This window comes from Marinifilum sp. D737 (genome assembly GCF_026672275.1).
Lineage (GTDB): Bacteria > Bacteroidota > Bacteroidia > Bacteroidales > Marinifilaceae > Marinifilum.
Genome location: NZ_JANQCD010000023.1, coordinates 24,325 through 47,401 on the forward strand (window position 1 = coordinate 24,325; position 23,077 = coordinate 47,401).

Below are 23,077 nucleotides of genomic sequence, written 5' to 3' on the forward strand. Positions count from 1 at the left end.
TTATTTGTCCGATCAGGCAGGCAGTACGTCAGAAGATTCTGGTTTTGATTAAAATCTTTTACAAATTGAAATAAATTGCTCTAGAGTGGAAGTAGATTGATTTAGAATGAAACCGTCAGTTGCACGCTTGTAACTGAATACCATTTCTGGCTAAAAACTACCACTTCTATCTCTGGGTTTGGTTCTAAGTGCTAATGTTAAGTGTGTGATGTGACTTATTTTTTACATTCTTAACAGAAGTTCATAGGGTGTATTTCTAGCTTCGGTTGGCACTTCTGGTAGTTTAAAACAGCATAACCGAAGTTCAGAAAACCTTTCTGGAAGTTCCGCTCGCCCTGACGGAAGTTCCAGGAACCTGTGTCTAAAGTCCGTTGGCTCTAGTAAATGTTTTGAGAGAGCCAGGTAAAAGACGTTTAGTTCAGAGTTAGTAAGCCTGGGAGATGCATGTTATATAGGACTTGCTTAAAAATTTTGTTTTCTCCTGAATAAGGCGTTTGATCAACTATTCGTATGCACTGGTAAGAATCCTTTTTGTTTAAATAATATTAAAAGTATATTCAACCAACTAATTCTTAATAATCTGTATGAGGAGAATCATTCAAATAATACGCATATTCTTTTCCATTCTTAGGAAGAACAAGTTCATTTATCCTGAGGATTGTTTGATATGCAATGGAGGATACAAAAAGGATATGTATTTAAATCTGTTTAAAAACTCTTCGGTAGGACTATATCAAACTACACCTTCAGGTAAAATTCTTTCTGCAAACCCCGCATTGATTAACATGTTGGAATTTGATTCTGTTGAAAGTATTCAAAAAAGAGATTTATCGAAAGGAAGTTATGTGGATCCTAATAAGAGAGAATTATTTAAAGAGATTTTAGAAAGGGATGGAGAGGTTATTAATTTTGAATCGGAATGGTATACAAAATCTGGTAAAATTCTGTATGTAAGGGAAGGTGCCAGAGCTATAAAAGACCATTCAGGTGAGATTGTTCGATACGACGGTGCTGTTGAGAATATCACAGATTTAATATTAATACAACAGGAATTAACTAAGGCAAAGAATGAGGCTGAAGAAGCAAATCGATTAAAATCGGCTTTTCTTGCCAATATGAGTCATGAAATTCGTACGCCAATGAACAGTATATTGGGATTTTCGGAACTTTTAGAGGAGCCTAATTTATCGGAATGTCAGCAACGGAAATTTTTTAACATCATTAGAGAAAGTGGAGAGAGGATGTTGAATACAATTAATGAAATTATGGACATTTCAAAAATTGAGGCAGGTTGTTGTGAACTTCATTTAGAGAAGATTAATATTGATTATTTGTTAAGAAGTATTTTTGACTTATTTAAAAGCGAAGCGGAAAATAAAGGATTGGAATTTTCTTTTAAACAAGAATTATCCGAGAGAGATTTTCTTATTCTGTCCGATGAAGAAAAGTTGAGATCAATAATTACCAATTTGATACAAAATGCGATTAAATATACCGATAAAGGTAGTGTTTTATTGATTTGTTCAAAGAGTGATGCTAAGATTGAAATTAAAGTAGAGGATACAGGAATCGGGATTGAAAAGCATAAACAAGCTATGATATTTGAATATTTTACCCGCGCAGCAGAAGATTCTGACTTGGTTTGTGATGGCTCTGGACTGGGGCTATCGATAGCCAAATCTTATGCCAAGATGATAGGAGGACACATTGGAGTTGATTCGGTATTTGGTGTGGGGTCCAGGTTTTTCTTGTCACTACCAATCTAAAAATAAAAATTGTAACTTGAGTAAAAAATATAAAAAGTAAGAAATATGATTTTAGGAGTATCAGAATGGCTCAGCGGAAAATTAGGCTGGGATGTGTCGTTTATAAGAGTTGCATTTGTAGTATCGGTATTGCTTTTTGGATTTGGAATAGGGCTGTATTTGATTTTATGGCTGGTAAAAATGTTTTCCAATTAGTAGATTAATTAAGACTTATGGATTTTGTACATTGAGAGACAAGAGACACTGTTTATCAGTGTCTTTTTTTTTGTATGGAAAGCATTTGTATATGTAGCTGACCATCTTACAGTTTAAGAGATCTTAATCAATTCATTGGTTATTTATAAATCAAATATCGTATCTTTTGTCATGAAAATAGATCTTTTTATAGTATTATTGTGGTCGTTCGTCAATAGAAAGGGGGTTTTTACAATTAAAATCTGCATGCCATAAAATAAACTTGAACAAGATCAGTTTATGATTGAAATTAAATGAAAATGTATTGCTTGTTGAGTTGGAATTTGGCAGAATTAAAATGAAAGTAGGGAACATGATCATTTACTCGGTGTAGTAATGATGATTTAAAAAGAATTTTAATTGACTTTTGAAATTGAATATCATATAAAAGCAATATACCATTACTGATAATTAAAAATTAAAAAGAACTATGAAGAAAAATGTATTATTGATTTTAGCTGCGTTCGTGTTTGGAGTTTTTGTTACAGCATGTGACGATTCATCGAACAAAGATGCTACAGGGAAGTTAAAACTTGAATTAACCGATGCTCCGTTTCCAACCGATTTGGTAGCTGAGGCAAATGTTACAATCAATAAAATTGAAATTCGTAAAAGCGGCGAATCAGAAGGGAATCCATTTGTTCTATTAAGCGAGGAAGAAAGAACATTCAATTTGCTTACTTTAAGCAATGGAGTTACTGCCAACTTGGTAGATATGGATATCGAAATTGGTTCTTATGATTTAATCAGACTGCATGTTGCCAATGCTGAAATTGTACTTAAAGATGGTACCAAGTATGATTTAAAAGTACCAAGTGGAGCTCAAACTGGGATTAAGATTTTTATTGATCCATCAATTGAGGTTGCTGGTGGTTTAACAACTGAATTGTTGTTGGATTTCAATGTAAGCAAATCATTTGTTGTGCAGGGTAACCCTGATACTGCTGCCGGAATCAACGGATTTATTTTTAAGCCTACCATTAAGGCTTCTAACTTATCGACTGCTGGAAGATTGGTAGGAACCGTATTTGGTGCTGAAGATGCAGGACTTGAAGGTGCTGAGGTGTCGGTTATTGCTGCTGATACTGTTTATACAGCTACTTTCACAAACGAAAACGGTGAATATACTGTTTTGGGTATCGATGCTGGTACTTACAATGTTGAATTTGCTAAAGAAGGTTACAATAGTGGAAGTGTGGAAGGTGTTGAAATTACTGCTGCCAACCAAACCAAACTAGATGCAACATTAGATGTTGTAGTGGAAAGCACTGAAGGTACATCAGGAGAATAAAAATTAGAGTCGAACAATAGTTTTAAAAACCTCTGGCAATTATTTGTCAGGGGTTTTTTGTTTGAATTGGTATTGAAAAAATTGACTAAAGGAGTGGTTGAAGGGTGAGATTGAGACGAAATCTGCTAACTTAATGATGTTGACCTCCAGAGGGGTATGTATTCATATAAAAACAAAGCCAAGGTAATCCCCTGGCTCTATCTATAAAATATATATCTGTGGTAGAGACAGCATTTATGCTGTCTTTAACCAATATATTATCTATTAAACTTATTCCTTCTCTAAAATATACGCATCAACAATTTCACCATAAAACATGGTATGGAAATCTTGATTTGCAGAATGATAATCGCTGGCAACATCTTGAGGGTAGAATTGTTCAATATAATCTTTCGAAATTGCATTGCGATCTTGCAGTTGTTTGTATACCACTTTGCATTCAAGAGTTAATGGAAGCTCAGCAATGGCAGGTACGCTCACCTTGTTACCTTCAACGGTTGTTAGGTTCATGGCTTCAATTTTATTGATCTCGCTACCGCTTTTGGTTCCACAAAAACCTAGAATTTTACCAACTTTTCCTTCCGGATTGATATTGATTGTAAACTCGCCATTTTCTTCCAGCATTTTATGCGTATGTCTGCCAGTACGTATATAAGCAGTAAAAATCAGTTTGTTCCACTCAATCCCAATCTTTCCCCACGAAATGGTCATGGTGTTCACTTCATCGCCACTTTTGGTGGTAATTAAAGCGCCCTTTTTTAGAGTTTTTACAATTGGTGTAAGGTGCTCGATTACATCGATTTTGTTTCGTTTAAAATAGTTTTCCATTTTAATTTTATCTGATTACCCCGCAAAGTTAGAACAATTGAAAAGAAGCTTGTTTAGGTTCTGCCTTGGATTAACACATCTTTAACATCAAGGTAAATTTTCGCGCAGAAAAATGCAGATGAATCATTGCAGATATACAAATATCCGTGAAAATCATGAATTTCATATTAAATCTGCGTCTAAATGTGAGAATCAGAAACTTCATATCTAATCTCCAAAACAGTTTCTATAAAAATTAGAATCCTTTAGATTCTTAATTCCTATTTACCAAGCCACTAACAATCACCAAACTCATTCCAATAATATAAACCAAATGAAAAGGTTCATTAAAAAACAGGATGATTAGAATGGTTGAGATCACAGGTGTTAGAAAAACGAAAGGTGCTACAAAGGAAGCTTTGCCTAGTTTCAATGCTTTAATCCAAAAGATATAGGAAATGCCATTTACAAATATTCCATTAATTAGAATAGGGAGTATGGTTTTGCTGTTTGGCAATTGAAAATCAGAAAACACCATCATGGAAACAAATGAAGCAATAAGGGCAGTAAAAAAGTAAATGCTGGTAAGCGATAAGGAATCGATATTGATTCTTTTGCTCAAAACCGAGAACAATCCAAACACAAAAGCAGCCAATAGTACAATAAAATCAACAAAGAGATTGTCGAAATGGATATTACTGACATCTCCTTTGCTTAGAACCATGAAAATGCCTGAGAATCCCAGCAGAATAGAAAGGACTTTGTATTTGTTGATTCTCTCTTTTAGGATGAGAATGGACAGAATGATTACAAAAATGGGCCAGCAATATTGAATGATTAAAACCTCTATGCCCTTTGCTTTTGCATAGCCAAAGTATAGCAGAATATAATATAGGTATGTACCGAGTAATCCCAGAGCTATGGCTTTTATCCAATCTCTTTTGCAAAGATTGAGAAGTACTTTTCCCTTTCTTTGTATCAGGATAATCAGCATGAATGTAATGCTCGACACCAAACTCGACCAAAACAGGAATTGGTGGTTGTTCAGGTTACTTTGTCCCAGTTTAGATACAACAGGAATTAATGCCCATAGCAATACGCATATCAGAACGTATATGATTGATTTGGTTTTTGTGTTCATATTCTTTTAATCATTTGTAATTCGTTGGTAAATTTCCGAATTACAGATTCAAGAGTAGAGTACAATTTTGCGAATCTGTGGTATTATTAAGCAATGTTTACAAATCCAACGATTCCTCGCGATATTGGATAGGTGTTTTATTGAAGTGCTTTTTAAATGCTTTGGTGAAATATGAATTGTCCATATAGCCAAGCATGCCAGCAATCTCTTTAATGCTGTAAGTACTGAAGCTAATCATTCTCGCAGCCTCGTTTAGTGTGTATTGTTCTATAAATTTAGCAGGAGGGATACCTGTTCTTTCTGTGATTATATCGTTTAATTTTCTTTGTGAGACATTTAGGTGATCCTGATAGAATCGCAGGTTTTTTTGTTCTTTGAAATGATCTCTAACCAAAAGAACAAACTGTTCGAGCAGTTTTAAATGAGAAGCATTCGTGGTAGAATTTTGATTTTGCTGCTGAAGTTTAAATGCAGCAATTTTAGTCAGAATAATATGAAGATAGTTTTGTAGAATGATGTTTTGATCGGTAAAATCTGACTTGCAAAAGTAATAATGCAGATGAGCGATTTCTGTATTGAGCAGCTCTTGTTCATTGCTTGGTATTTGAATTAAACATTCCTGGGAATTGTAAAACAAAAGAGTTGATTGATACTGATGTGTATCAAGGAAGGTATCACTAAAGCTAATTACAAATCCTTCAACACCTTGGTTGTATTCAATTTGATGCATAAAGTGTGAAGCCAGCAGAAATAGACTGCCGGCTTCATAGTTGTATTTTTCTTGTTCAACTAGATGAGTTCCATTTCCTTGTGTGATCCAAACAATCTGAAAATAATTATGACGGTGCAGTGTAGTGCTATGAGGAGAAGTGGTATCGTATTGTCCTTGGGAAATGCGATCAACCATTATCTTTTTTTGATAGGTTTTAATCAGTTTTTTATATTCCTCTTTCATAGTAATCACAACTTATAATCTTTCAAAACTCACCTCATCACCTTCCTTAATGCCGTATTTTTCGCAAAATCCTCCAATTACTTCAATAATATATTTTGCCTTTTTTATGGATGGGATGTTTTGTTCCGATAAAGGTACAGCACGCTCATGAATCCTTACAATTTCAAACTTGCTGTTCACAAAAATAAGATCCAGAGAAATATAGGTTTCTTTCATCCAAAAATTTTGTATGTTTTCAACTTCCGAAATAAACAACATTCCCTGTTCATCGCTCATAGAATATCGGTACATTAAACCTTGGGCTGTTTCGGCTAAACCTTCTGCAATCTCAATGTCTATGGTTCTGATTGTTGAATTGTCCTGCTGACTAATAAACGATAGTTCGCCTTCTTTTGTGAAAGGAATTTCCAATTTCTTACTGTCTTTCTTAGCAGATTGTTTGAAAAAGTTTGGCTGAACTGCAAGAAAGATCAATGCGATACCAATGGTAATAACAGCAATGATTTGAATAAATGAAATTCTTCTTTTGGATGATTTTCTCTTGTTGGATCTTTTGTTTTTGGCTTTCATTTTAATCTCTGATTTAGCTATTTCTTTCGGTTTTTAAGATAACAAATCCATTTCATCTTTTCATAATAATTTCGGATATTCAGGAAAGTGATTTTATTTGGCAAAATATAGATTGGCTTCAGCATATGAGAAATCATGCTCAATCAAACTGCTGATATCTCCATTCTCAATAATCTCTTTACTGGTTTGAATAAGCTTGGCATAGCTTGCTCGTACTGGTCCCGATCCTAAACTCAAACGAGAAACTCCCAATTTCTGCAATCCTTCCAAATCATGATAAAGAGGATTGGCAATGGTATTCAAGGGACCATCGATATTGGAAAGTAAATTGACAATGCTATCCTTTTCCAGCAATCCAGGGACAAATACACAATCAGCTCCTGCCTTTAAAAAAGCATTGCTTCGCTTTATAGCTATCTCCATGTATTCTTTTGGCTTTCCTACCTTTAACCAAAAGGCGCAAGTTCTGGCATTAATTACAAATGGTAAATCCAGTTCCTCTTTTAATTCAGAAATTGCCTGGATCTTTTCCAATTGTAGCTCAATATCGTCCAATTTTCCATCTGGACGACCATCTTCCAGGTTGATGCCAACCGCACCAGCTTTTAAAATATTACCAATGTTTTGCTTCACTTTGTATGCATCTTCAGCATATCCTCGCTCCATATCTACCGAAAGTGGTAGGTTTACTCTTTTGTTGATTTGTTTTGTAACCAGCAATAGATCATCAAGCTCTATAATTTCTCCATCTGCATAGCCAAGCGAATAGGCGATGCCTGCACTTGTGGTTGCCACAGCTTTGTATCCTTGATTTTCGAATACCTTAGCCGATCCTGCATTCCAGGCATTGGGAATTAACAACATTTTATTGTCGTGATGGAGAGCTTGAAATTCTTTGGCTTTTAATTTTTGTTCTTTTGATATCATTTTCTCTTCTTATATTCTCTGGTTGCAAATTTCTTGTAAAGGACAAGAGTTGCATAAAGGTTTCTTTTGGCAATGTGGCTTTGCATGTTCAACAATTAGTGCATGATACAGGTTATAGGTCGCAACATTTTTAGGAACCGCTTCTTCCATAAGCAATCTAAAATCATCGTATTTGTCTGGAATTGTAATTCCAATGCGATGGAAAATTCTCCTGGTGTAGGCATCGATCACGAAAAATGCTTTTTCCAGAGCGTATACCAAAATGCTATCAGCTGTTTCACCTCCAACACCCTTAATTGCCAAAAGCTCTTCACGTAATTGCTCTCCTGGCATTGCCTTGGCTTTTGCAATATCAAAATCATATTGTTTGAACCACTCACATAGAGCTTTTAGTTTAATTGCCTTTTGATTGTGATATCCACTTGGGCGAATAATTTCAGCCAAGTCGTTATTAGTTGCATTTTGTACAAAAGCAGGAGAGAGTTCGCCATTGAAATTTGCCAAGGCTTTTTCTACATTTTTCCAATTGGTATTTTGAGTGAGTATGGCACCAACCATCATTTCAAAATCGCTTTCAGCAGGCCACCAATCCAACTCTCCATAATGCTTTTGAAGAAGTTCAAAGCTTTTGTTAATGCATTCCATCTGAAGCAATTTCTGCTTTAGTTCCAATCCATAGGCATATCCAACCAGTTTCCTGTTTGCACCAATCACTCTATGACATGGCACTAGTATTGGAATGGGATTCTTGTTATTGGCCATTCCCACAGCTCTCGATGCTTTCGGATTTCCAATGGCAGTTGCAATATCTTTATAGGTACATAAATCTCCGTAAGGAATTTTGCTCAATTCAGTCCATACCTTTTTCTGAAATTCAGTTCCGGAAGGATTGATTTTTAGATCAAAACAAGTTCTCTTTCCTTCAAAGTATTCAAGAAGTTGAAGTTTGGCATCCTTAAACAGCTTTTGGTCTTGCGCCCAATCATCATCTATGCTGATACCTTTGCTGTTGTTATCAACAAGCAATCGGCTGATGCCATTCTCATTACCAACAAGAATAATCCTGCCAAAGGATGTTGCCAGTATATCGTATTTCATTTGTGAATTATTATTGCTATTTGTTTTTCGATTCATGGTCCAGAAGCCATTGTTTTCGTTGCAACCCGCCACCGTATCCGGTTAGACTACCGCCTTTTGCAATAACCCGGTGGCAAGGAACGATTATGGCTACGCGATTATGTCCGTTGGCATTTGCCATGGCTCTGACTGCGGTTTCTTTGCCAATCTTTTTTGCCATTTCCTGGTAAGTACTTGTTGCACCAAAAGGGATGTTTTGAAGTTCTTTCCAGCTTAATTGCTGAAAGGGTGTTCCAGGTAAATCAAGCGGGATGTCAAATGATTTTCTGCTGCCATTGAAATACTCGTTCAACTGTTTTTTACAGGTTTTGATGTGTTCGTTTTCCCCTTGAAGAATGATGGCGTCCATTTTCTTTTGAAGATCCCTGAATTCTATTTCCAGCATTTTACGATCGGTAAATTCTACCAGGCAAATGCCTTTATCGCTGGCACAGATGAACATAGGGCCTAATGGAGTGGTGACTCTGGTAATAAGAATAACCGATTTGTTTAGACTTTCTTTGGGTGAATCACCTACCAACACCTTAAAAGTATATCCAAAGCCACTTAATGAGTTGTAGCCTGAATTGAAGGCAGAATCGGTTACTTGCTTGCCCTTTTTTAAATCTTGAAAAGCAGAATTGATTCTTAACATTCGCTGATATGCCTGAAAGGTCATACCGTGATGTTTCTTGAACCAGCGCCTCACTTTTTCCGGTTGCAATCCATTTTCTTTCAATTGGTAGTCACTTACCTTTTCGAATATGTTTTGATTTACCAATTCAATGGCCTTTTGAATATCCTTAGGTGGTTCGTAAGCATGATTTGTTGGTTTGCAAATTTTACATGGTCGATATCCATTCTGTAATGCATCTTTCGAAAGCGTAAAGAACTCAATGTTTTCAAACTTGGGGGTTCTGGCTCTACATGTTGGAATGCAGAAAATACCCGTAGTTTTTACTGCTAAAAAGAAAGTGCCGATATATTGACTGTTTTTTTTCTGTACAGCTTCGTAGTACTCTTCACGCTTTTGCTGATCATGTATAAGCATAGTCCTCTTGATTTGTTTTGTACAAAGGTATTAGCTTACAACAAGTAGAACAACCGAAAAATTGACAAGTAATTTTTTGAATTAAAAATGATGAATTTACATTCGTTTTAATAGATTGTTTGGTTTTTGTAAGCATATGAATACTATGCTTTTTCAAACATTCCTGCCTTTTTTATAAAGTTTTCTGCTTTTTCTTGTTCTGCTTTGCTTGAAAGACTTACAATAGTAAAAATCAATGCTGAACCAATCATTCCATAAGCCGCTTGTTGTACTGAGGCAATCTCCCAGGCAGTTGGCAGGTTTACACCCAAGGCCACCAATAAATTGTAGCTCGAAAACAGCAAGCCAAAAATAATGGATAAGGTAGCTGCCATAGAATTTCCTTTTTTCCAGATAAAGGCCAATACCAATGGTACAAAAGCTCCTGTTGCCAGGAAATCGGAACCAATCCAGGTGATTTTTAGGATAGAGCGAATTTCAATGGCAATTAACAATCCCAGCACCGCAATAATGAGGGTGGCAATTTTTCCTATCCAAACCATTTCATGGTTTTTGGCTGTTGGCTTGAATCGGTTCTTAAAAACATCAACACTCAATACTAATGCTCCTGTATTGATCATGGAATCCATGGTTGACATGATGGCTGAACACAGACCAACAAATAATAATGCTGCCAAACCAATTGGCATATAATCTTGTATTATAGCAGGCACAATTCCTCCTTCAGGCACTGATTCGTATATTCCCAAACTCAACATTCCTGTTAATGTTACCATTAAATACAAGGGAATAAATACAATGAATGCCAAACCCATCATTTTCTTGGCATCGTCAGGTTGTTTTGCAGCTGATATTCTTTGCCAGATATTGGCCTGTATCATCCACGAACAGCCAAAAGTGATGATGAATACAAAATTGTTTGATAGGTTATGAAAGAAGGAAAAGAACTCAGGTTTGTTTCTGCTTAAGGCAATCTCCTGCACTTTTTCGAATCCACCCGAATGATTGTACGCAAATATGAAAAGCACAATGGCTGCCATTAATAAAAATACAAATTGGATGATGTCGGTTACTACAACTCCTTTAAAACCACCAAAGAAAGAGTAAAGCACAACAATTCCCGTCCCAATTAATGCTGCAATCTTATAATCTACATCGAAAAAGGATTGGAAAAAGTTCCCAATTACAACTGCTTGTGTGGCTACACCCAAAATCATAAATATTAAGATGAGAATGGAAAGGAGCAGAGCTACTGTTTTGTTGTAGCGCATTTCCATGATTTGTGGCTGTGTAATGGTGCCAATTTTACGAATGGCTTTTGAGAAAAGGTACATCAGGAAAGTGGAAAACAGCACAGGCATGCCATAAATCCAGAAGGAGGAGAGTCCCTGGTTAAATCCATGATCTACCAAATCGATAGAAGAACCACCTCCCCACCAGGATGCGATAAAGGTAATGGCCAATGCCCAAAAGGGCAGTTGGCGCCCGGCCAAAAAGTAATCTTCGGTGTTTTTGCTTGCTTTTGATCGCAAAACGATAAACATGATGCCCGCGAAATAAGCAATCAAAAGAAGTATTGAAATATTTTGAAGTTGATTCATTTTTGAATTTTAAATTAATAACCTGAGTTCGATTTAAAATATTGTAACAGGTTACATTGGTTTTGAGTAGAAATTTTCTCAGATATTCTTTCAAATTTTTTAAAGTGAATCTTGAATAAATCTGATTTTCTGTGTTGGATATATTAAATCGAACTTAGGCTAATAGTGCTGTTTGCCACAGCATTTCTTAAATTTCAATCCACTTCCGCATGGGCAAGGACTGTTTCTGCTGATGCTCTGTTTGGCACGAAGCAATTTTCGTTCTGACATATTCTGATTGAAAATCTCCTCCAGCAATTGATACAGTTCCGGATGAGCTTTGGCCAGCAACTTTGGTCTTTCGAAAAAGTACTCACTGATTACTGCAAAAAACTCGGCTTTATTCGTTGCTCCATAAGGGTTGATGTCTGACTTTTCCTCGTAGATTTCTTCAATTTTCTTACTGATTAAATCCAACCAGGGAATAGAGTACTGCTTTTCCATCAATATGGAAGGAAGACCATCTATCTTGCCGTCCATTTTATCGATAAGGTGTACAAATTCATGAATGGCCGTATTTTTCTTATCCGATTCGTTTGAGAAGCCGTGCAATAAAGCTGGTTTCGAAAGAATCATTTTGCCTTCCATATAACCTGTTCCTACCATGCCTAAAATTCTGGCATCTTCAGCTTGCGTTTCAAATTTGTCGTTAAAGCTGTTGGGGTAGAGCAGCACCTCAAACAGATTGGTGTATTTCCAATTGGGAAATTCAAAAACAGGAATAATTGCACTGGCAGCAACCAAAACTCTATCGGTATCATCAACTTTGGTATGAATCCCTGTAATTCTGCAATTCAATAAGAACTCTTGAACTTTATACTCGAACCTTGTTTTTTCTTCAGCCGAAAGGCTATTGTAAAAACTGACTTTTTGGATTAGAATATTTCTCCAATTGCCTGGGAAAGTTTTTTTTGGTGATATCCAGTTTTTATTGGACCATAATTTTTTAAACAAAAGATAGGCCAGTATGCCTATAGAGAGGATTGCAATGTACTTCATGAAATCTGATATTCTTACTTGTTGATTAAACTGTATATTGTTTCATCCCAATATTTTCCGTTGGTGAATGAATGTTCTTTTAAATGTGCTTCTTTTTCGAAACCACGCTTTTTCAATAGTTGTATTGATGCCTGATTTCCATCTAAGATATAAGCATAAATTTTATGTAATGATAATGATGATTTTCCAAAATGGATGATTTCATCAATAATTTCAGACATAAAACCTTTATTCCAATGTTTTTGTATGATTCCATAGCCAATTTCGGCTCTGCTGTGTTCTTTTGAGATGTCAAATAATCCACCATATCCAATATCTTCGCCGGTTTCTTTTAAAGTAAACACCCACCAATATGCAGTGTTTTTCTTATTGCCCTCTAAAAAGAAATTTAATTTTTCGATTGCCTTAATTTTTGTTTGAAATGGTTCCCTAAGGATGTATTTCAAACAATCTTTCGAAGAATTGAATGTAAAGACAATGTCTGCATCTGTAGATTTCATCTCGCGAATAATCAGTCTCTTACTGTTAAGGGTAGGGAAGTGTTTATACATATTTGGACTAATGAATAAAGGTTTACTAAATGAAATAAAAACTAAAGATAGTAAAGTATGTTGAATATGATTCTGCGATTCTAAATAGGGTGAATGTTCAGAATTCTTGGATAAATCAACTAAAAGAGCCAACGAATTTGATGATTATTCTTGAAATACTGCTAAATTTGTAGCTTGTATAATCTTAAAACGTTTATGGAGTACATCGAATATATTGAAAGAGAGAGTGGTGAAGTGAAAAAAGAAGTAGTACCCGGTGAGGGGATGCTAAAATGGCTTTATGGATCTTTCTTTGGAAAAGCATCGTTGCATGTACTTGTAAAGAGAAAAGTAGTTTCGGCTGTTGGCGGTAGATTTATGAATAGCCGCTTGTCTAAAGGACAAATCAAGCGTTTTGTTAAAAAAAATGGAATAGATCTTTCCATTTATCACGAATCAAATAGTAAATCCTATAAGCATTTTAACGATTTCTTTTATCGTAAAATTCAAGATAAACAACGTCCAATTGGAAATGCCATCGTTTCTCCTGCTGATGGAAAAATTCTTGCTTTTTCTTCGCTTAAAGATGTAGAATCGTTTTTTATAAAGGGATCGGAATTTTCTGTTAATAGCTTTTTAGGAAATAATAAGTTGGCAAAGAAATATGTAGACGGAGCAATGGCTATTATTCGATTGGCTCCAGCCGATTATCACCGTTATCATTTTCCAGCGGAAGGAATAGCATCAAAATCGAAAAAAATTAAAGGAAAGTATTATTCGGTTTCGCCTTTGGCTCTAAAGAAGAGTTTGGAAATATTTTGTCAGAATCAGCGAGCGTATAGCATACTGAAAACCGAAGAGTATGGAGATATTTTGATTTCGGAGGTTGGAGCAACTATGGTAGGTAGTATTATACAAACCTACAAGCAAGATACATTTGTAGAAAAGGGAAGTGAGAAAGGGTACTTTGCTTTTGGTGGATCTACCGTTGTTTTATTCTTTGAGAAAGATAAAGTTGTTTTCGATGAGGATATTGTTGAAAACACTCGACATGGATATGAGACATCAATAAAAATGGGCGAAAATATCGCCCAAAAATTATAGATCATTTTCTAATTCACCATACTCATAAATATTGGAATAAATACGATTATCATTACAGAAAAGCTCATTTGCATATAGTAATTGGTTACAAATAAACCTGAAAGTATTGCCAATTCATCATCTGTATTGGCTTCAATATCTCCGCTAAATGAATTGGTACAGGCATTTATCTGTGTATTGTCATCTCCTTGTATGGTCCATTTTGTGTTCCACATATTATTGTATTTCCAATAGTAATATTTAGAGTCTAAGCTGATTTGAGCTTTTGTCATCCATGAGTTGTACTGAATGTCACCAATCAGCTTTCCAAATTCGTTGTAAACCTCAGTTTTTTGCTTAAAGAATCCTTTTGTTCGAAAAGTATATTTCTTTCCATTCATTTCGGCCTCACTGGTTTGTGAAAAGCTACGACTACTTAATGAACCTATTTGTTTACTGCCAGAGTATATTTGGTATGTAGAACTAAAAAGGCCTTTTTTCCAGTTTAAGGTTTTCATATTGTTTGGTTTTTAGTGCTTCAATTCTAAAATTAGTAAATTGGTGTTTATTATAAAACTAAAGATGGAAATATGATTCCATCTTTAGTTTTTATTATATTCTTACCTTACTGAAATCTTCTTAATAATGCACTGCCATTCCTTTTTCAAAATCAAAAAATGTTTTTCGCATTAAATCTGCCAAATTCATTTTGTAGCTAATGTAGGCTTCCAGATGTGAAATGTGTGAGTTGTCTAACCTCGCTCTGTCTAAAGCAAGAGCTTGTGTATCGATATCACCATTTGCAAATCGAGATTGTGAAATGGCAAAACTTTTTTCAGCTACTTTCACATTTTGCTCTAATAGCTGCAATCTTCTAAGGCTACTATGAAGTTTGTTAACCGTACTGATTATTTCTCTTTCAATATCGGAGGTTTCTTCTTCTATTTCAATTAAATTTTGATTGATTCTGGTTTGTGCTGCCTTAACACGAGCCTTGTTTTCTCCCCAATCTAATATTGGAATTCTCAACTGTAAAGAGATTCCAAAGTTACCAGGTCTATCCTTAAGATCACTCCAGGAATTCTTGATCGCCTTATTTAAGGAGATGTCAATGTCATTTCTATCAATACCAATGAAATCGTAATAAGCATTAATGTTTCCTGATAAAGCACCATGAGACTTTACCCTTTTAATATCCAATTCTGCCAGTTTTAATTCAAGCTGCTTTTCTTTTAATTCCATCCTGTTGTCTAAGCCCAACTTTACAGCTTGCTTTACGTCTACTTGGATGGGATTGTATTTAAAATCGCTTACAAGAACAATGCTATCCTGTAAAGGTAAACCCAGGGTTTGTTTAAATAAATTCAACTGAGACTGATAATTCACAATGGATAAATCGTAGGTGTTTCTTGCTTCACCCAAATCAACTTCCATTTGTAGCGCTTCTACTTCTCGTATTAATCCTGCCTTAAATTTGTTTTCAGCAATTTGAAATGCCTCTTTCTGGCGATCTAATGATTTTTTTGCGATTTTCATTCGTTCTTTGGAAGCATGCAAATCATAGAAGGTCCTGCTTACCTGAAAGATAATGTCCAGTTCGTTTCTTTTTAATCTTTTACCTGTTAAATCGTAATTGGTTTTGGCTTTTTCGTACTCTGATTTGATTTCATTGTACATGTACAATGATTGTATGGGTTGAGTAAAACCAAATCTGGTAGAAAGCCTTAATTGTTTTTCATCCTGATCGTAATCATCGATATTGTATAAGCCAGATTGTATAAAAATATTACCATCGGTAGGTAGCGGTTGGTTTATTTTTAGATTACCAGAATAGGATAACTGTTTATCAGAGAAGTAGGTTAATCCTTCTGAATCCTGAAAAGAAGTAATTCTTTCAGAGTAGTTTGGCAACTCCATATCCATGGTGATGTGTGTTTTAAATGAACTTGTAGCTGCTTTTAAGTTGTATTCAGCACCTTTTAAGCTCTCACTCAACATGCGAATGCTATAGCTTTGCTCTTTAGCAATGTTAATACTCAATTCCAAATCTAATGTATGTACTTTGTTTTGAGCAGTGATAGTTATTGGAGCTAATAAAATGCTCATCAATAATACAGTTGTATATTTCATTCTTTTGTGTGTTTTAGGATGTTAGGGAACTTTCTTTTGAGCTTAGTACAGTACTATTTGTTGTTGGTTTATCCGATACAATTAGTCCATCTTTAATAACAATGGCTCTATCAGCATATTCTGCAATATCAGGTTCATGGGTAATTAGAATAATGGTATTTCCTTCTTTGTGTAGTTCCCTGAATAAAGCCATTATTTCATTTCCTGTCTTAGAGTCTAAGTTTCCTGTAGGTTCATCGGCCAGAATAATTCCAGGTTTTGTTGCTAAGGCTCTTGCAATGGCAACCCTTTGTCTTTGTCCTCCCGATAGCTCATTGGGTTTGTGCTCTTCTCTTGAAGAAAGTCCCATTCGGTTCAATGCTTCCTTGGCAATTTGCTTTCTCTCTACTTTGTCATAACCTGCATAAATAAGAGGGAGTTCAACATTCTGAAGAGAGCTTAGTTTGGGTAATAGATTAAATGTTTGAAAAATGAATCCAATCTTTTTGTTTCTAATTTCCGATAGCTCATCATTGTTCAAAATAGAAACATCTACCGAATCGAATATATAATGACCAGAGCTTGGATTATCCAAACAGCCGAGAATGTTCATCAAGGTAGATTTACCGGAACCCGAAGGTCCCATTATGGAAACGAATTCATTTTCCTGGATGTTCAGATTGATGCCACGCAATGCTTCAACCTCAATTTCACCCATTGTATATTTCTTCTTTAGGTCTTTAATTTCTATAAGCATGGTAATGTTTTTACTCGTATCGTATTGATTCAATTGGACGTAGGTTAGCTGCTTTCTTTGCAGGAAGATATCCGAATGTAACTCCAACAATTACCGAAAACAGAAATGCAATTACAACGGAATAGAGTGTAACGCTTGTGGTTATCTCGGTGAAGAGACTGATGCTTAAGGACAAGGTGAGCCCAAACAATACGCCAATAACTCCACCTGTGATACTAATGGTAAGTGATTCGGTTATAAATTGTGACAAGATTGCATCTCTTTTGGCACCAATGGCACGCCTAATTCCAATTTCTCTGGTTCTTTCCATAACGGTTGCCAGCATAATATTCATAATGCCGATACCTCCAACCAATAAGGAGATTGCCGCAATAGAACCTAAAAGAATATTGTAAATTCTTCTTTCTTTTTCTTCTTGTTTCAATAGTTCTACAGGGATCACAATGCTGAAATCATCGTTACTAAAATGATGTCGGCTAACTACATTTTCTATCAGTTGTGCCGCTTTCGAAATGTTTTTCGAGTCTCTAACTTTAATTGTAATTTGTTTCAGTTCGCTGGCTAGCTGCTTTTCCTTATCAAATCTACCATGAAAAGTAGTAAGAGGAATGTAAATGTCGGAATTTAAATCTCTTGAAGCCAATTCTCCAACCGTTTCGGTAAATAAGGCTTTGCTTTGCAATACCCCAATAACTTCCAGCCATTGATCATCAATTTTAATGCTTTGTCCCAAAGGATCTCCAAGATTGAAAAACTTGTTGGCAACCTCAGAACCTATTACGCAAACCTTTAGTTGGCGTTGATATTGGTCACTGTTAATAAACCCCCCGCTTTCAACGGTGTAATTTAGAATCTCATCATATTCAGGAGTAACCCCAATCAGATTGGCTTTAAGAGATTTGTCTTCAAATTTTACCTCCGTTTGTTTTTCTGCCTGAGGAACGATTGCATCAATTTGTGGAACAATGCTTCTGATCGATTCAACATCTTTCATCGACAATCCTCGTGAAAATTTTGCGCGAACATTTTCAAGTTCTTTATCTGATAGATCTTTGTCGCGTAATATGATATTGTTGACTCCCAATTGCTGGTATTTTTTAATAGCTTCTCGTTTGGCTCCTTCACCAATGGATAACATGGCAATTACTGATGCTACACCAAAGATGATTCCAAGCATGGTTAAAAATGATCTTACCTTGTGTTCAATTAAACCATTAATAGCTACTCTAATGTTTTCTTCTATTTGCATGATTAAAGTGTATTAACTTTTTTGCTTTGTGATTTCTTGAATAGGAATGAGTTTTTGACCTTTTTTCAGATCAGTTTGGACCATGCTGAATTTGCTATTCACAGCCTGAATGGAAATTGCATGTTGTTTGGCCTCATTGTTTTCCAAAATGTATACATAGGATTTTCCTTTGGTGGTATAGATGCAGTCGTTGCTTACAAAGTTTACTTTGTCAAAATCGGCATAGAATATCTCAGAACTAACTGTCATTCCAGGCTTTAATCTTGGGTCAGATTCTTCTACTACAATTTCACAGTCGAATACTTTAACACTACTTTCGGTATCTTTGGGTTTGCTCAATTTACCCAAGTAATTAATCTTTCCCTGAAAACTTACCGATGGAAGTGCATCTAAACAAACTTTAACTTTTTGTCCGACTTTAATTTTCTTAAAATCCAGTTCGTTAATTTTGGTAAGTACTTTCATCTTTTTAAGATCTGGAACCAAAGCAAAAGATTGACCTAGAAATAGTTCATCCCCAACTTTGTATTTTAATTTCGTTCTTCTATTTGTTTTAATTTGAACAATTCCATTAATAGGACTTGTAATGGTAAGTTTTTCAAGAGCAGAATAGGCATTTTCAATATCATTTTCGATTTGTGTTACCTTTAGCTGCTGTATTTTAAGTTCGTTCGCACCAATTATTTGTTGAAGATTAATTCTTTTTTCTGCTTCAGCTAATTTTAACTGTACTTGTTCAAATTCAAGCTTTTTGATTTTTAGTTTTTGAGCCGATTCAAATTTGAATTTTTCAATTTCCAATTTTTTAAGATCAAAGTTGGCTTTCTCTTCCTCAAGAGAAGTTTCAAGCTTTCTTAATTGAATTTCATTACTGACTTTGGTTTTATTCAAATTTGCTTGTTCCAGCTCCAGTTTGGTTTTTAAATCGATGATTACTTTTTTAACCGATGATTGGTCAAATTTTGCTACTATATCTCCTTTTGCTACTTCTTGTCCATTTTCAACCAGCTGAATTAGTTTGAACTCAAATCCATACCTGAAGCCTATAGATGGTAAGGAGAGAGCCTTTGAATTTACAGCTTGCAATTCCCCTGATTCATTAATTGAGGCAACATATGCACCATTTTGTATGCTGTGGATATTCTTGTCTGATTTTTTATTGCACGACCATAAAAGAATACCAACAATAATATACATTATAATACTTTTCATTTTCGTGTTATTTAGGATTCTTTTTCATCCTTAAAAGGATCGGTAAGAGCAATAATATCTTTAGTTTGCAGGCCTTTTTCAACAATCACAAAATCATTGTTAGAAGCTCCCAATTCCACATCCTGACGAACAAATGAGTTGCCTTTTTTGAGGTATACCCATTTATGGTTGGCTTTGGAAAATAATGCATCTGTAGGAATCAATACTTGATCATCTATTTTTGAGATGTGAATGTTGCAACTTACTGTCATACCTGGCAATAACTTTTTAGAACTGCCTTCAATTAATGCTTCAACAGGAAATACTTTGATTTTTGTTTTGTTGTTCTTGTTTTCTGCAAGATTCGCTATTTTATTCACCTTGGCTTTGAAAATGGTATCAGTATAGGCATCTAATCTAATTTCCACATGTTGATCAGGCAGGATTTTTGAGATGTCAATTTCATTAATCTGAACCGTCGCCATTATCTCACTTAGGTCCGGCAATGTAATCATTGGATTTCCCGACCAGGTTTGATCCCCAATTTGCCACTTGTTATTGGTGCGCCAGTTTTTCGTTAAAATGGCAATTCCATTCGATGGACTAATTACAGTCAAACTTTTTAAAGCATTCTCACCTTCCTGTAATTTGGTTTTAAGCTGCTCGATTTTTAGAAGAGATTGTTGCAACTCTTCATTTTGCATTTTTTTGGTATTCTCGATCTCATTATTTGCTTTTCCCAGTGATATCTTTGCTTTCTGAAGTTTTAGCTCTATCTCTTTTCTGGTTACTTCAGCTTCAAATTCTGCCAATTCAAAATTAATTTTCGATATTTCATGAGATAGGGTAGATACCTTAAGGTTAGATTCAAGCTCTTCCAGCTTTGAATCATGCTGAGCTTTTAATTTTTCCAATTCTGCTTTCGCGATTTCAAGTTCATTTTTCGATTCCTCAATCACTTTACCTACTTCTGATGGATCAAAAATGATAACTGTATCTCCTTTGCAAACTTCAGTTCCATCATCCACAATTTTGATGATTTTGAGATTGCCATATCGCCATGATATATTTGGAGATGAAATGTTTATGGAATTGGTTGCTTTTAATTCACCTTCTTCTGAAAGCATGATTTGTAAATCACCTTTCTTTACGGTGTACAATCCAATTTCCGAATTGTATTTACTGTTGCAGCCAACAATAAATAGGAGTAAGGGGAAAAAATACTTGTACATAGTTTGTTAGAGCTGTTTTGGTTTATTTTATAATTTTACCGTTGATGTTATCAACCTGCTATCAGGTTTATGTAAGGAAACAACATCGCCAGCATTAATACCTTTTTCAATAACTGCCAGAGAGGCGCTCTTGTATGCAATTTTTACTTCTTTTCGTATAAATTTCTTTTTGTCTTGTGTATATACATACTGAGCAGAGTCTTGCTTGTGAATTGCCACTAAAGGAACTGTTAGTGCACTATCAATTTTTTGAGTAGCTACGTCGCAAATAACAGTTAGTCCTGGTTTTGGATTGATATTCAGACTGTCTATTTTTGCTGTGATATCAAATACTTTAACTCTGGAATCTTTTGAGATTGGTTTACCCATTGGAGCTTTCTGTGTAATACTACCCTCAACAAATGAATTGGGAATTGAACTAATAACTCCTGTAAAAACATCTTCTTTATTGATGGTTTTATAAACACCTTCTGGTAATTTAAATTTTATTAGGTATTCTGAATTATTGGTAATTTTTACAATGGGCATTCTTCTCCACACAGCATCTCCTTCTACAAGAACAGGACCTTGTCCCCATTTTCTTGCTCTTAGAGCAATACCATCACTCGAAGCTTTTATTACCAATTGCTCCAAAAGCTGTTTGGAACTTTGTGCTTGAATCTGTGCTTGCTTTATTTTTAAATTCTGTTTATTAATTTCAGATTGATTGATTTTTTTTAGACTAATAATTTTATTTCTGATTTGAGTCAGTTCGATTTCAGCTTTTTGCAATTCTAATTGTAATAGTTTTTGTTTTGCCTTACTAATAAACTGTTCTTGAAGGGTGTCTAACCTTCTGATTGATGTTGATGCCTCAATGGTTTGCTGCTGCGCCAGTAGCAGTTGTAGCTGAAGATTCTGATTGGCTTGAATTTTAAGAAGCTCAGCATTTTCAATATCTAAATCTCGTAATTTAATATTGTGTTGATTTTCAAGATTAGAGCATTGAAGTTTACAAATGATTTCGCCTTTTTTTACCATTGTTCCATTGGGAACCAAAAAAGATATAACAGCATCAGTTCGAATATTTGGACAGGAAATTGTAGTTGTATTAATAGGTTCAAGTTCACCTGTGATTTGTACCTTTTCATTAAAAGGGGCTCGATGTATTTTATAGGTAAAATATTCATCAGAACCTTTAGAATTGCAGGAATAAAGAAATAGGAATGAGATTAAACCTGTAATCTGAGCTAGTAGTTGAATTGTTCTCAAGTGAAAGTCTTAATTTATCGATCCCCTCTATTCTCCCGCCTCATGTTTTGTTATACAGTATAAATGTAACTAAAAAAATAGTAGAAAACTTAAGTAAAGTATTGGTTTTAACAAAAATTAACAATGCTCTGGTATTATGATTTCTTTGTTTTTGGGTGTGTTTACTAGAATTAATGTTTGTGAAACAATATAAGTTGGAAGCTTCTATCTAAATAAAAGAAGGTTATTTTTTTGATTTCTCTTATAAATTAGAGGGTTCGCCAAATTCGAATTGTTTTGAGAGAGAAAAATATGTAACTTAAGTATTATTCACTAAATACTTGCTGAAATGAAAAAGATATTGCTATTGGTTACGTTTGCTCTGTTATGCAGTGTTGGCATGGCACAGCAGGAAAGATTTTTGGTTTTTGATTTTATGAAGGTTGCCGATGACATGGAGAATGATTATTGGGTAACAGAAACCTTCTATGAAAAAATACACGAACAACGCCTAAAAGATGGCGAAATACTGGGGTGGGACCTTTGGTCGCTTAAGCCTGGAGGAAGTGAACAGGGATATCAGTACCTAACCGTTACCATCTATGATGATCCGGTTAAGGCTATGGCAAATGGAGATACTTTTGCTGCAGCCAAGAAGGCTTATCCAAATATGTCGGATGAGGAATTGAAAGCAGAGTTAAAAGAATCGGTTGGTTCGCGAGAGTTAAGCAAAAGAATTTTCATGAAAGTAGTGGCAGCTACTGATGATGATTTTAAAATGGAGGTGGGTACAGTAATGCGAATGAATTTTATGGAGGCCATAGAAGGAAAATTCGATGAGTATGAAAAGGCTGAAATGGAATTGTTTTTGCCAATTCATCAGAAAAGAGTAGATGCAAAAACAATGAGTCATTGGAGTTTAGCTCGAGTATTAATGCCTTCGGGAAGTAGTGTGCGTATGACACATATGACTTTCGATATGTTTGAAGGATACTTGCATTATTTCGATGCTTATGGTAGAAATGAGGTGTTCAATGTCGACGAGGAAACACAGGGCAAAATTGATGAAGCCATAAAGTTGAGAGACCTAAATTGGTCTTACATTGGAATTATGAAGAAAACTGTGAAATGATGATTAGTAATTAATCAGGATGCTGATTATTACAAGCACTAATGAAATAAATTTAACCTGTAAAGTA

At 35.1% G+C, this 23,077-nt stretch carries 22 protein-coding genes; 5 read left to right on the top strand and 17 right to left on the bottom strand.

Annotation, left to right across the window (positions count from 1 at the left end):
• Positions 1-584: 584 nt before the first annotated feature.
• The 3 genes from NQ163_RS13850 (at position 585) to NQ163_RS13860 (ending at position 3,291) form a co-directional block, all read left to right on the top strand.
• Positions 585-1,766 (top strand): PAS domain-containing sensor histidine kinase, encoded by a 1,182-nt coding sequence (locus NQ163_RS13850; protein ID WP_268190901.1) that lies wholly within the window; start codon positions 585-587, stop codon positions 1,764-1,766.
• Between the two features lie 45 nt (positions 1,767-1,811).
• A complete protein-coding gene (locus tag NQ163_RS13855; RefSeq protein ID WP_268190902.1) occupies positions 1,812-1,961 on the top strand; it encodes a PspC domain-containing protein in 150 nt (49 codons plus the stop codon).
• 469 nt (positions 1,962-2,430) lie between these two features.
• Complete coding sequence (locus NQ163_RS13860; RefSeq protein ID WP_268190903.1) at positions 2,431-3,291, top strand: DUF4382 domain-containing protein; 861 nt, start codon at positions 2,431-2,433, stop codon at positions 3,289-3,291.
• 270 nt (positions 3,292-3,561) lie between these two features.
• Here NQ163_RS13860 and NQ163_RS13865 read toward each other — a convergent pair whose 3' ends face one another.
• From NQ163_RS13865 to NQ163_RS13910, 10 genes are all read right to left on the bottom strand, one after another.
• Positions 3,562-4,119 carry a flavin reductase family protein gene (locus tag NQ163_RS13865; RefSeq protein WP_268190904.1) on the bottom strand — a complete coding sequence of 186 codons (558 nt, stop codon included), beginning with the start codon at positions 4,117-4,119 and terminating at the stop codon, positions 3,562-3,564.
• A gap of 253 nt (positions 4,120-4,372) precedes the next feature.
• Positions 4,373-5,239, bottom strand: coding sequence for a DMT family transporter (locus tag NQ163_RS13870; protein WP_268190905.1), 867 nt, complete (start codon positions 5,237-5,239; stop codon positions 4,373-4,375).
• 97 nt (positions 5,240-5,336) lie between these two features.
• Positions 5,337-6,194 (bottom strand): AraC family transcriptional regulator, encoded by an 858-nt coding sequence (locus NQ163_RS13875; protein WP_268190907.1) that lies wholly within the window; start codon positions 6,192-6,194, stop codon positions 5,337-5,339.
• A 12-nt stretch (positions 6,195-6,206) separates the two neighbouring features.
• Positions 6,207-6,764: a DUF192 domain-containing protein gene (locus NQ163_RS13880; RefSeq protein WP_268190908.1), complete on the bottom strand. Its 558-nt coding sequence runs from the start codon at positions 6,762-6,764 to the stop codon at positions 6,207-6,209.
• 93 nt (positions 6,765-6,857) lie between these two features.
• On the bottom strand, positions 6,858-7,691 hold the full coding sequence (locus NQ163_RS13885) for an isocitrate lyase/PEP mutase family protein (protein ID WP_268190909.1): 834 nt from the start codon (positions 7,689-7,691) through the stop codon (positions 6,858-6,860).
• 9 nt (positions 7,692-7,700) lie between these two features.
• Positions 7,701-8,789, bottom strand: a complete 1,089-nt coding sequence (locus NQ163_RS13890) for a methylated-DNA--[protein]-cysteine S-methyltransferase (RefSeq protein ID WP_268190910.1) — start codon at positions 8,787-8,789, stop codon at positions 7,701-7,703.
• 16 nt (positions 8,790-8,805) lie between these two features.
• A complete protein-coding gene (locus tag NQ163_RS13895; protein WP_268190911.1) occupies positions 8,806-9,858 on the bottom strand; it encodes a bifunctional transcriptional activator/DNA repair enzyme AdaA in 1,053 nt (350 codons plus the stop codon).
• A 143-nt stretch (positions 9,859-10,001) separates the two neighbouring features.
• Entirely contained in the window at positions 10,002-11,459 is a 1,458-nt protein-coding gene (locus NQ163_RS13900) for a sodium:solute symporter family protein (protein WP_268190912.1), read from the bottom strand.
• Between the two features lie 159 nt (positions 11,460-11,618).
• The gene (locus NQ163_RS13905; protein ID WP_268190913.1) at positions 11,619-12,497 is read right to left on the bottom strand and encodes a zinc-dependent peptidase; all 879 of its coding nucleotides are present in this window, start codon (positions 12,495-12,497) and stop codon (positions 11,619-11,621) included.
• A 14-nt stretch (positions 12,498-12,511) separates the two neighbouring features.
• The gene (locus NQ163_RS13910; RefSeq protein WP_268190914.1) at positions 12,512-13,048 is read right to left on the bottom strand and encodes a GNAT family N-acetyltransferase; all 537 of its coding nucleotides are present in this window, start codon (positions 13,046-13,048) and stop codon (positions 12,512-12,514) included.
• Positions 13,049-13,243: 195 nt separating this feature from the next.
• Between NQ163_RS13910 and NQ163_RS13915 the strand changes: the two genes are divergently transcribed.
• Positions 13,244-14,131, top strand: a complete 888-nt coding sequence (locus tag NQ163_RS13915) for a phosphatidylserine decarboxylase (RefSeq protein ID WP_268190915.1) — start codon at positions 13,244-13,246, stop codon at positions 14,129-14,131.
• An 8-nt stretch (positions 14,132-14,139) separates the two neighbouring features.
• Here the strand turns inward: NQ163_RS13915 and NQ163_RS13920 are convergent, their stop codons facing one another.
• From NQ163_RS13920 to NQ163_RS13950, 7 genes are all read right to left on the bottom strand, one after another.
• Positions 14,140-14,628 (bottom strand): hypothetical protein, encoded by a 489-nt coding sequence (locus NQ163_RS13920; RefSeq protein WP_268190916.1) that lies wholly within the window; start codon positions 14,626-14,628, stop codon positions 14,140-14,142.
• 121 nt (positions 14,629-14,749) lie between these two features.
• On the bottom strand, positions 14,750-16,240 hold the full coding sequence (locus tag NQ163_RS13925; RefSeq protein WP_268190917.1) for a TolC family protein: 1,491 nt from the start codon (positions 16,238-16,240) through the stop codon (positions 14,750-14,752).
• A 13-nt stretch (positions 16,241-16,253) separates the two neighbouring features.
• Entirely contained in the window at positions 16,254-17,009 is a 756-nt protein-coding gene (locus tag NQ163_RS13930; protein WP_326493331.1) for an ABC transporter ATP-binding protein, read from the bottom strand.
• Complete coding sequence (locus NQ163_RS13935; protein WP_268190918.1) at positions 16,987-18,225, bottom strand: ABC transporter permease; 1,239 nt, start codon at positions 18,223-18,225, stop codon at positions 16,987-16,989. The genes NQ163_RS13930 and NQ163_RS13935 overlap by 23 nt, the downstream gene beginning before the upstream one ends.
• Before the next feature lie 12 nt (positions 18,226-18,237).
• Entirely contained in the window at positions 18,238-19,437 is a 1,200-nt protein-coding gene (locus NQ163_RS13940; protein ID WP_268190919.1) for an HlyD family secretion protein, read from the bottom strand.
• A gap of 11 nt (positions 19,438-19,448) precedes the next feature.
• Positions 19,449-20,648: an efflux RND transporter periplasmic adaptor subunit gene (locus tag NQ163_RS13945; RefSeq protein ID WP_268190920.1), complete on the bottom strand. Its 1,200-nt coding sequence runs from the start codon at positions 20,646-20,648 to the stop codon at positions 19,449-19,451.
• Between the two features lie 27 nt (positions 20,649-20,675).
• On the bottom strand, positions 20,676-21,899 hold the full coding sequence (locus NQ163_RS13950) for an efflux RND transporter periplasmic adaptor subunit (protein ID WP_268190921.1): 1,224 nt from the start codon (positions 21,897-21,899) through the stop codon (positions 20,676-20,678).
• Positions 21,900-22,227: 328 nt separating this feature from the next.
• Here NQ163_RS13950 and NQ163_RS13955 point away from each other — a divergent pair, with 328 nt between their 5' ends.
• Positions 22,228-23,010, top strand: a complete 783-nt coding sequence (locus NQ163_RS13955; protein WP_268190922.1) for a hypothetical protein — start codon at positions 22,228-22,230, stop codon at positions 23,008-23,010.
• Positions 23,011-23,077 lie beyond the last annotated feature (67 nt).

Bases quoted from the DNA above. Each gene is read 5' to 3' on its own strand.
- NQ163_RS13850 (WP_268190901.1), top strand. From the start codon at position 585: ATGAGGAGAATCATTCAAATAATACGCATATTCTTTTCCATTCTTAGG.
- NQ163_RS13905 (WP_268190913.1), bottom strand. From the start codon at position 12,497: ATGAAGTACATTGCAATCCTCTCTATAGGCATACTGGCCTATCTTTTG.
- NQ163_RS13870 (WP_268190905.1), bottom strand. From the start codon at position 5,239: ATGAACACAAAAACCAAATCAATCATATACGTTCTGATATGCGTATTG.
- NQ163_RS13885 (WP_268190909.1), bottom strand. From the start codon at position 7,691: ATGATATCAAAAGAACAAAAATTAAAAGCCAAAGAATTTCAAGCTCTC.
- NQ163_RS13945 (WP_268190920.1), bottom strand. From the start codon at position 20,648: ATGTACAAGTATTTTTTCCCCTTACTCCTATTTATTGTTGGCTGCAAC.
- NQ163_RS13865 (WP_268190904.1), bottom strand. From the start codon at position 4,119: ATGGAAAACTATTTTAAACGAAACAAAATCGATGTAATCGAGCACCTT.
- NQ163_RS13910 (WP_268190914.1), bottom strand. From the start codon at position 13,048: ATGTATAAACACTTCCCTACCCTTAACAGTAAGAGACTGATTATTCGC.
- NQ163_RS13860 (WP_268190903.1), top strand. From the start codon at position 2,431: ATGAAGAAAAATGTATTATTGATTTTAGCTGCGTTCGTGTTTGGAGTT.
- NQ163_RS13955 (WP_268190922.1), top strand. From the start codon at position 22,228: ATGAAAAAGATATTGCTATTGGTTACGTTTGCTCTGTTATGCAGTGTT.
- NQ163_RS13880 (WP_268190908.1), bottom strand. From the start codon at position 6,764: ATGAAAGCCAAAAACAAAAGATCCAACAAGAGAAAATCATCCAAAAGA.
- NQ163_RS13890 (WP_268190910.1), bottom strand. From the start codon at position 8,789: ATGAAATACGATATACTGGCAACATCCTTTGGCAGGATTATTCTTGTT.
- NQ163_RS13920 (WP_268190916.1), bottom strand. From the start codon at position 14,628: ATGAAAACCTTAAACTGGAAAAAAGGCCTTTTTAGTTCTACATACCAA.
- NQ163_RS13915 (WP_268190915.1), top strand. From the start codon at position 13,244: ATGGAGTACATCGAATATATTGAAAGAGAGAGTGGTGAAGTGAAAAAA.
- NQ163_RS13895 (WP_268190911.1), bottom strand. From the start codon at position 9,858: ATGCTTATACATGATCAGCAAAAGCGTGAAGAGTACTACGAAGCTGTA.
- NQ163_RS13935 (WP_268190918.1), bottom strand. From the start codon at position 18,225: ATGCAAATAGAAGAAAACATTAGAGTAGCTATTAATGGTTTAATTGAA.
- NQ163_RS13940 (WP_268190919.1), bottom strand. From the start codon at position 19,437: ATGAAAAGTATTATAATGTATATTATTGTTGGTATTCTTTTATGGTCG.
- NQ163_RS13855 (WP_268190902.1), top strand. From the start codon at position 1,812: ATGATTTTAGGAGTATCAGAATGGCTCAGCGGAAAATTAGGCTGGGAT.
- NQ163_RS13875 (WP_268190907.1), bottom strand. From the start codon at position 6,194: ATGAAAGAGGAATATAAAAAACTGATTAAAACCTATCAAAAAAAGATA.
- NQ163_RS13925 (WP_268190917.1), bottom strand. From the start codon at position 16,240: ATGAAATATACAACTGTATTATTGATGAGCATTTTATTAGCTCCAATA.
- NQ163_RS13900 (WP_268190912.1), bottom strand. From the start codon at position 11,459: ATGAATCAACTTCAAAATATTTCAATACTTCTTTTGATTGCTTATTTC.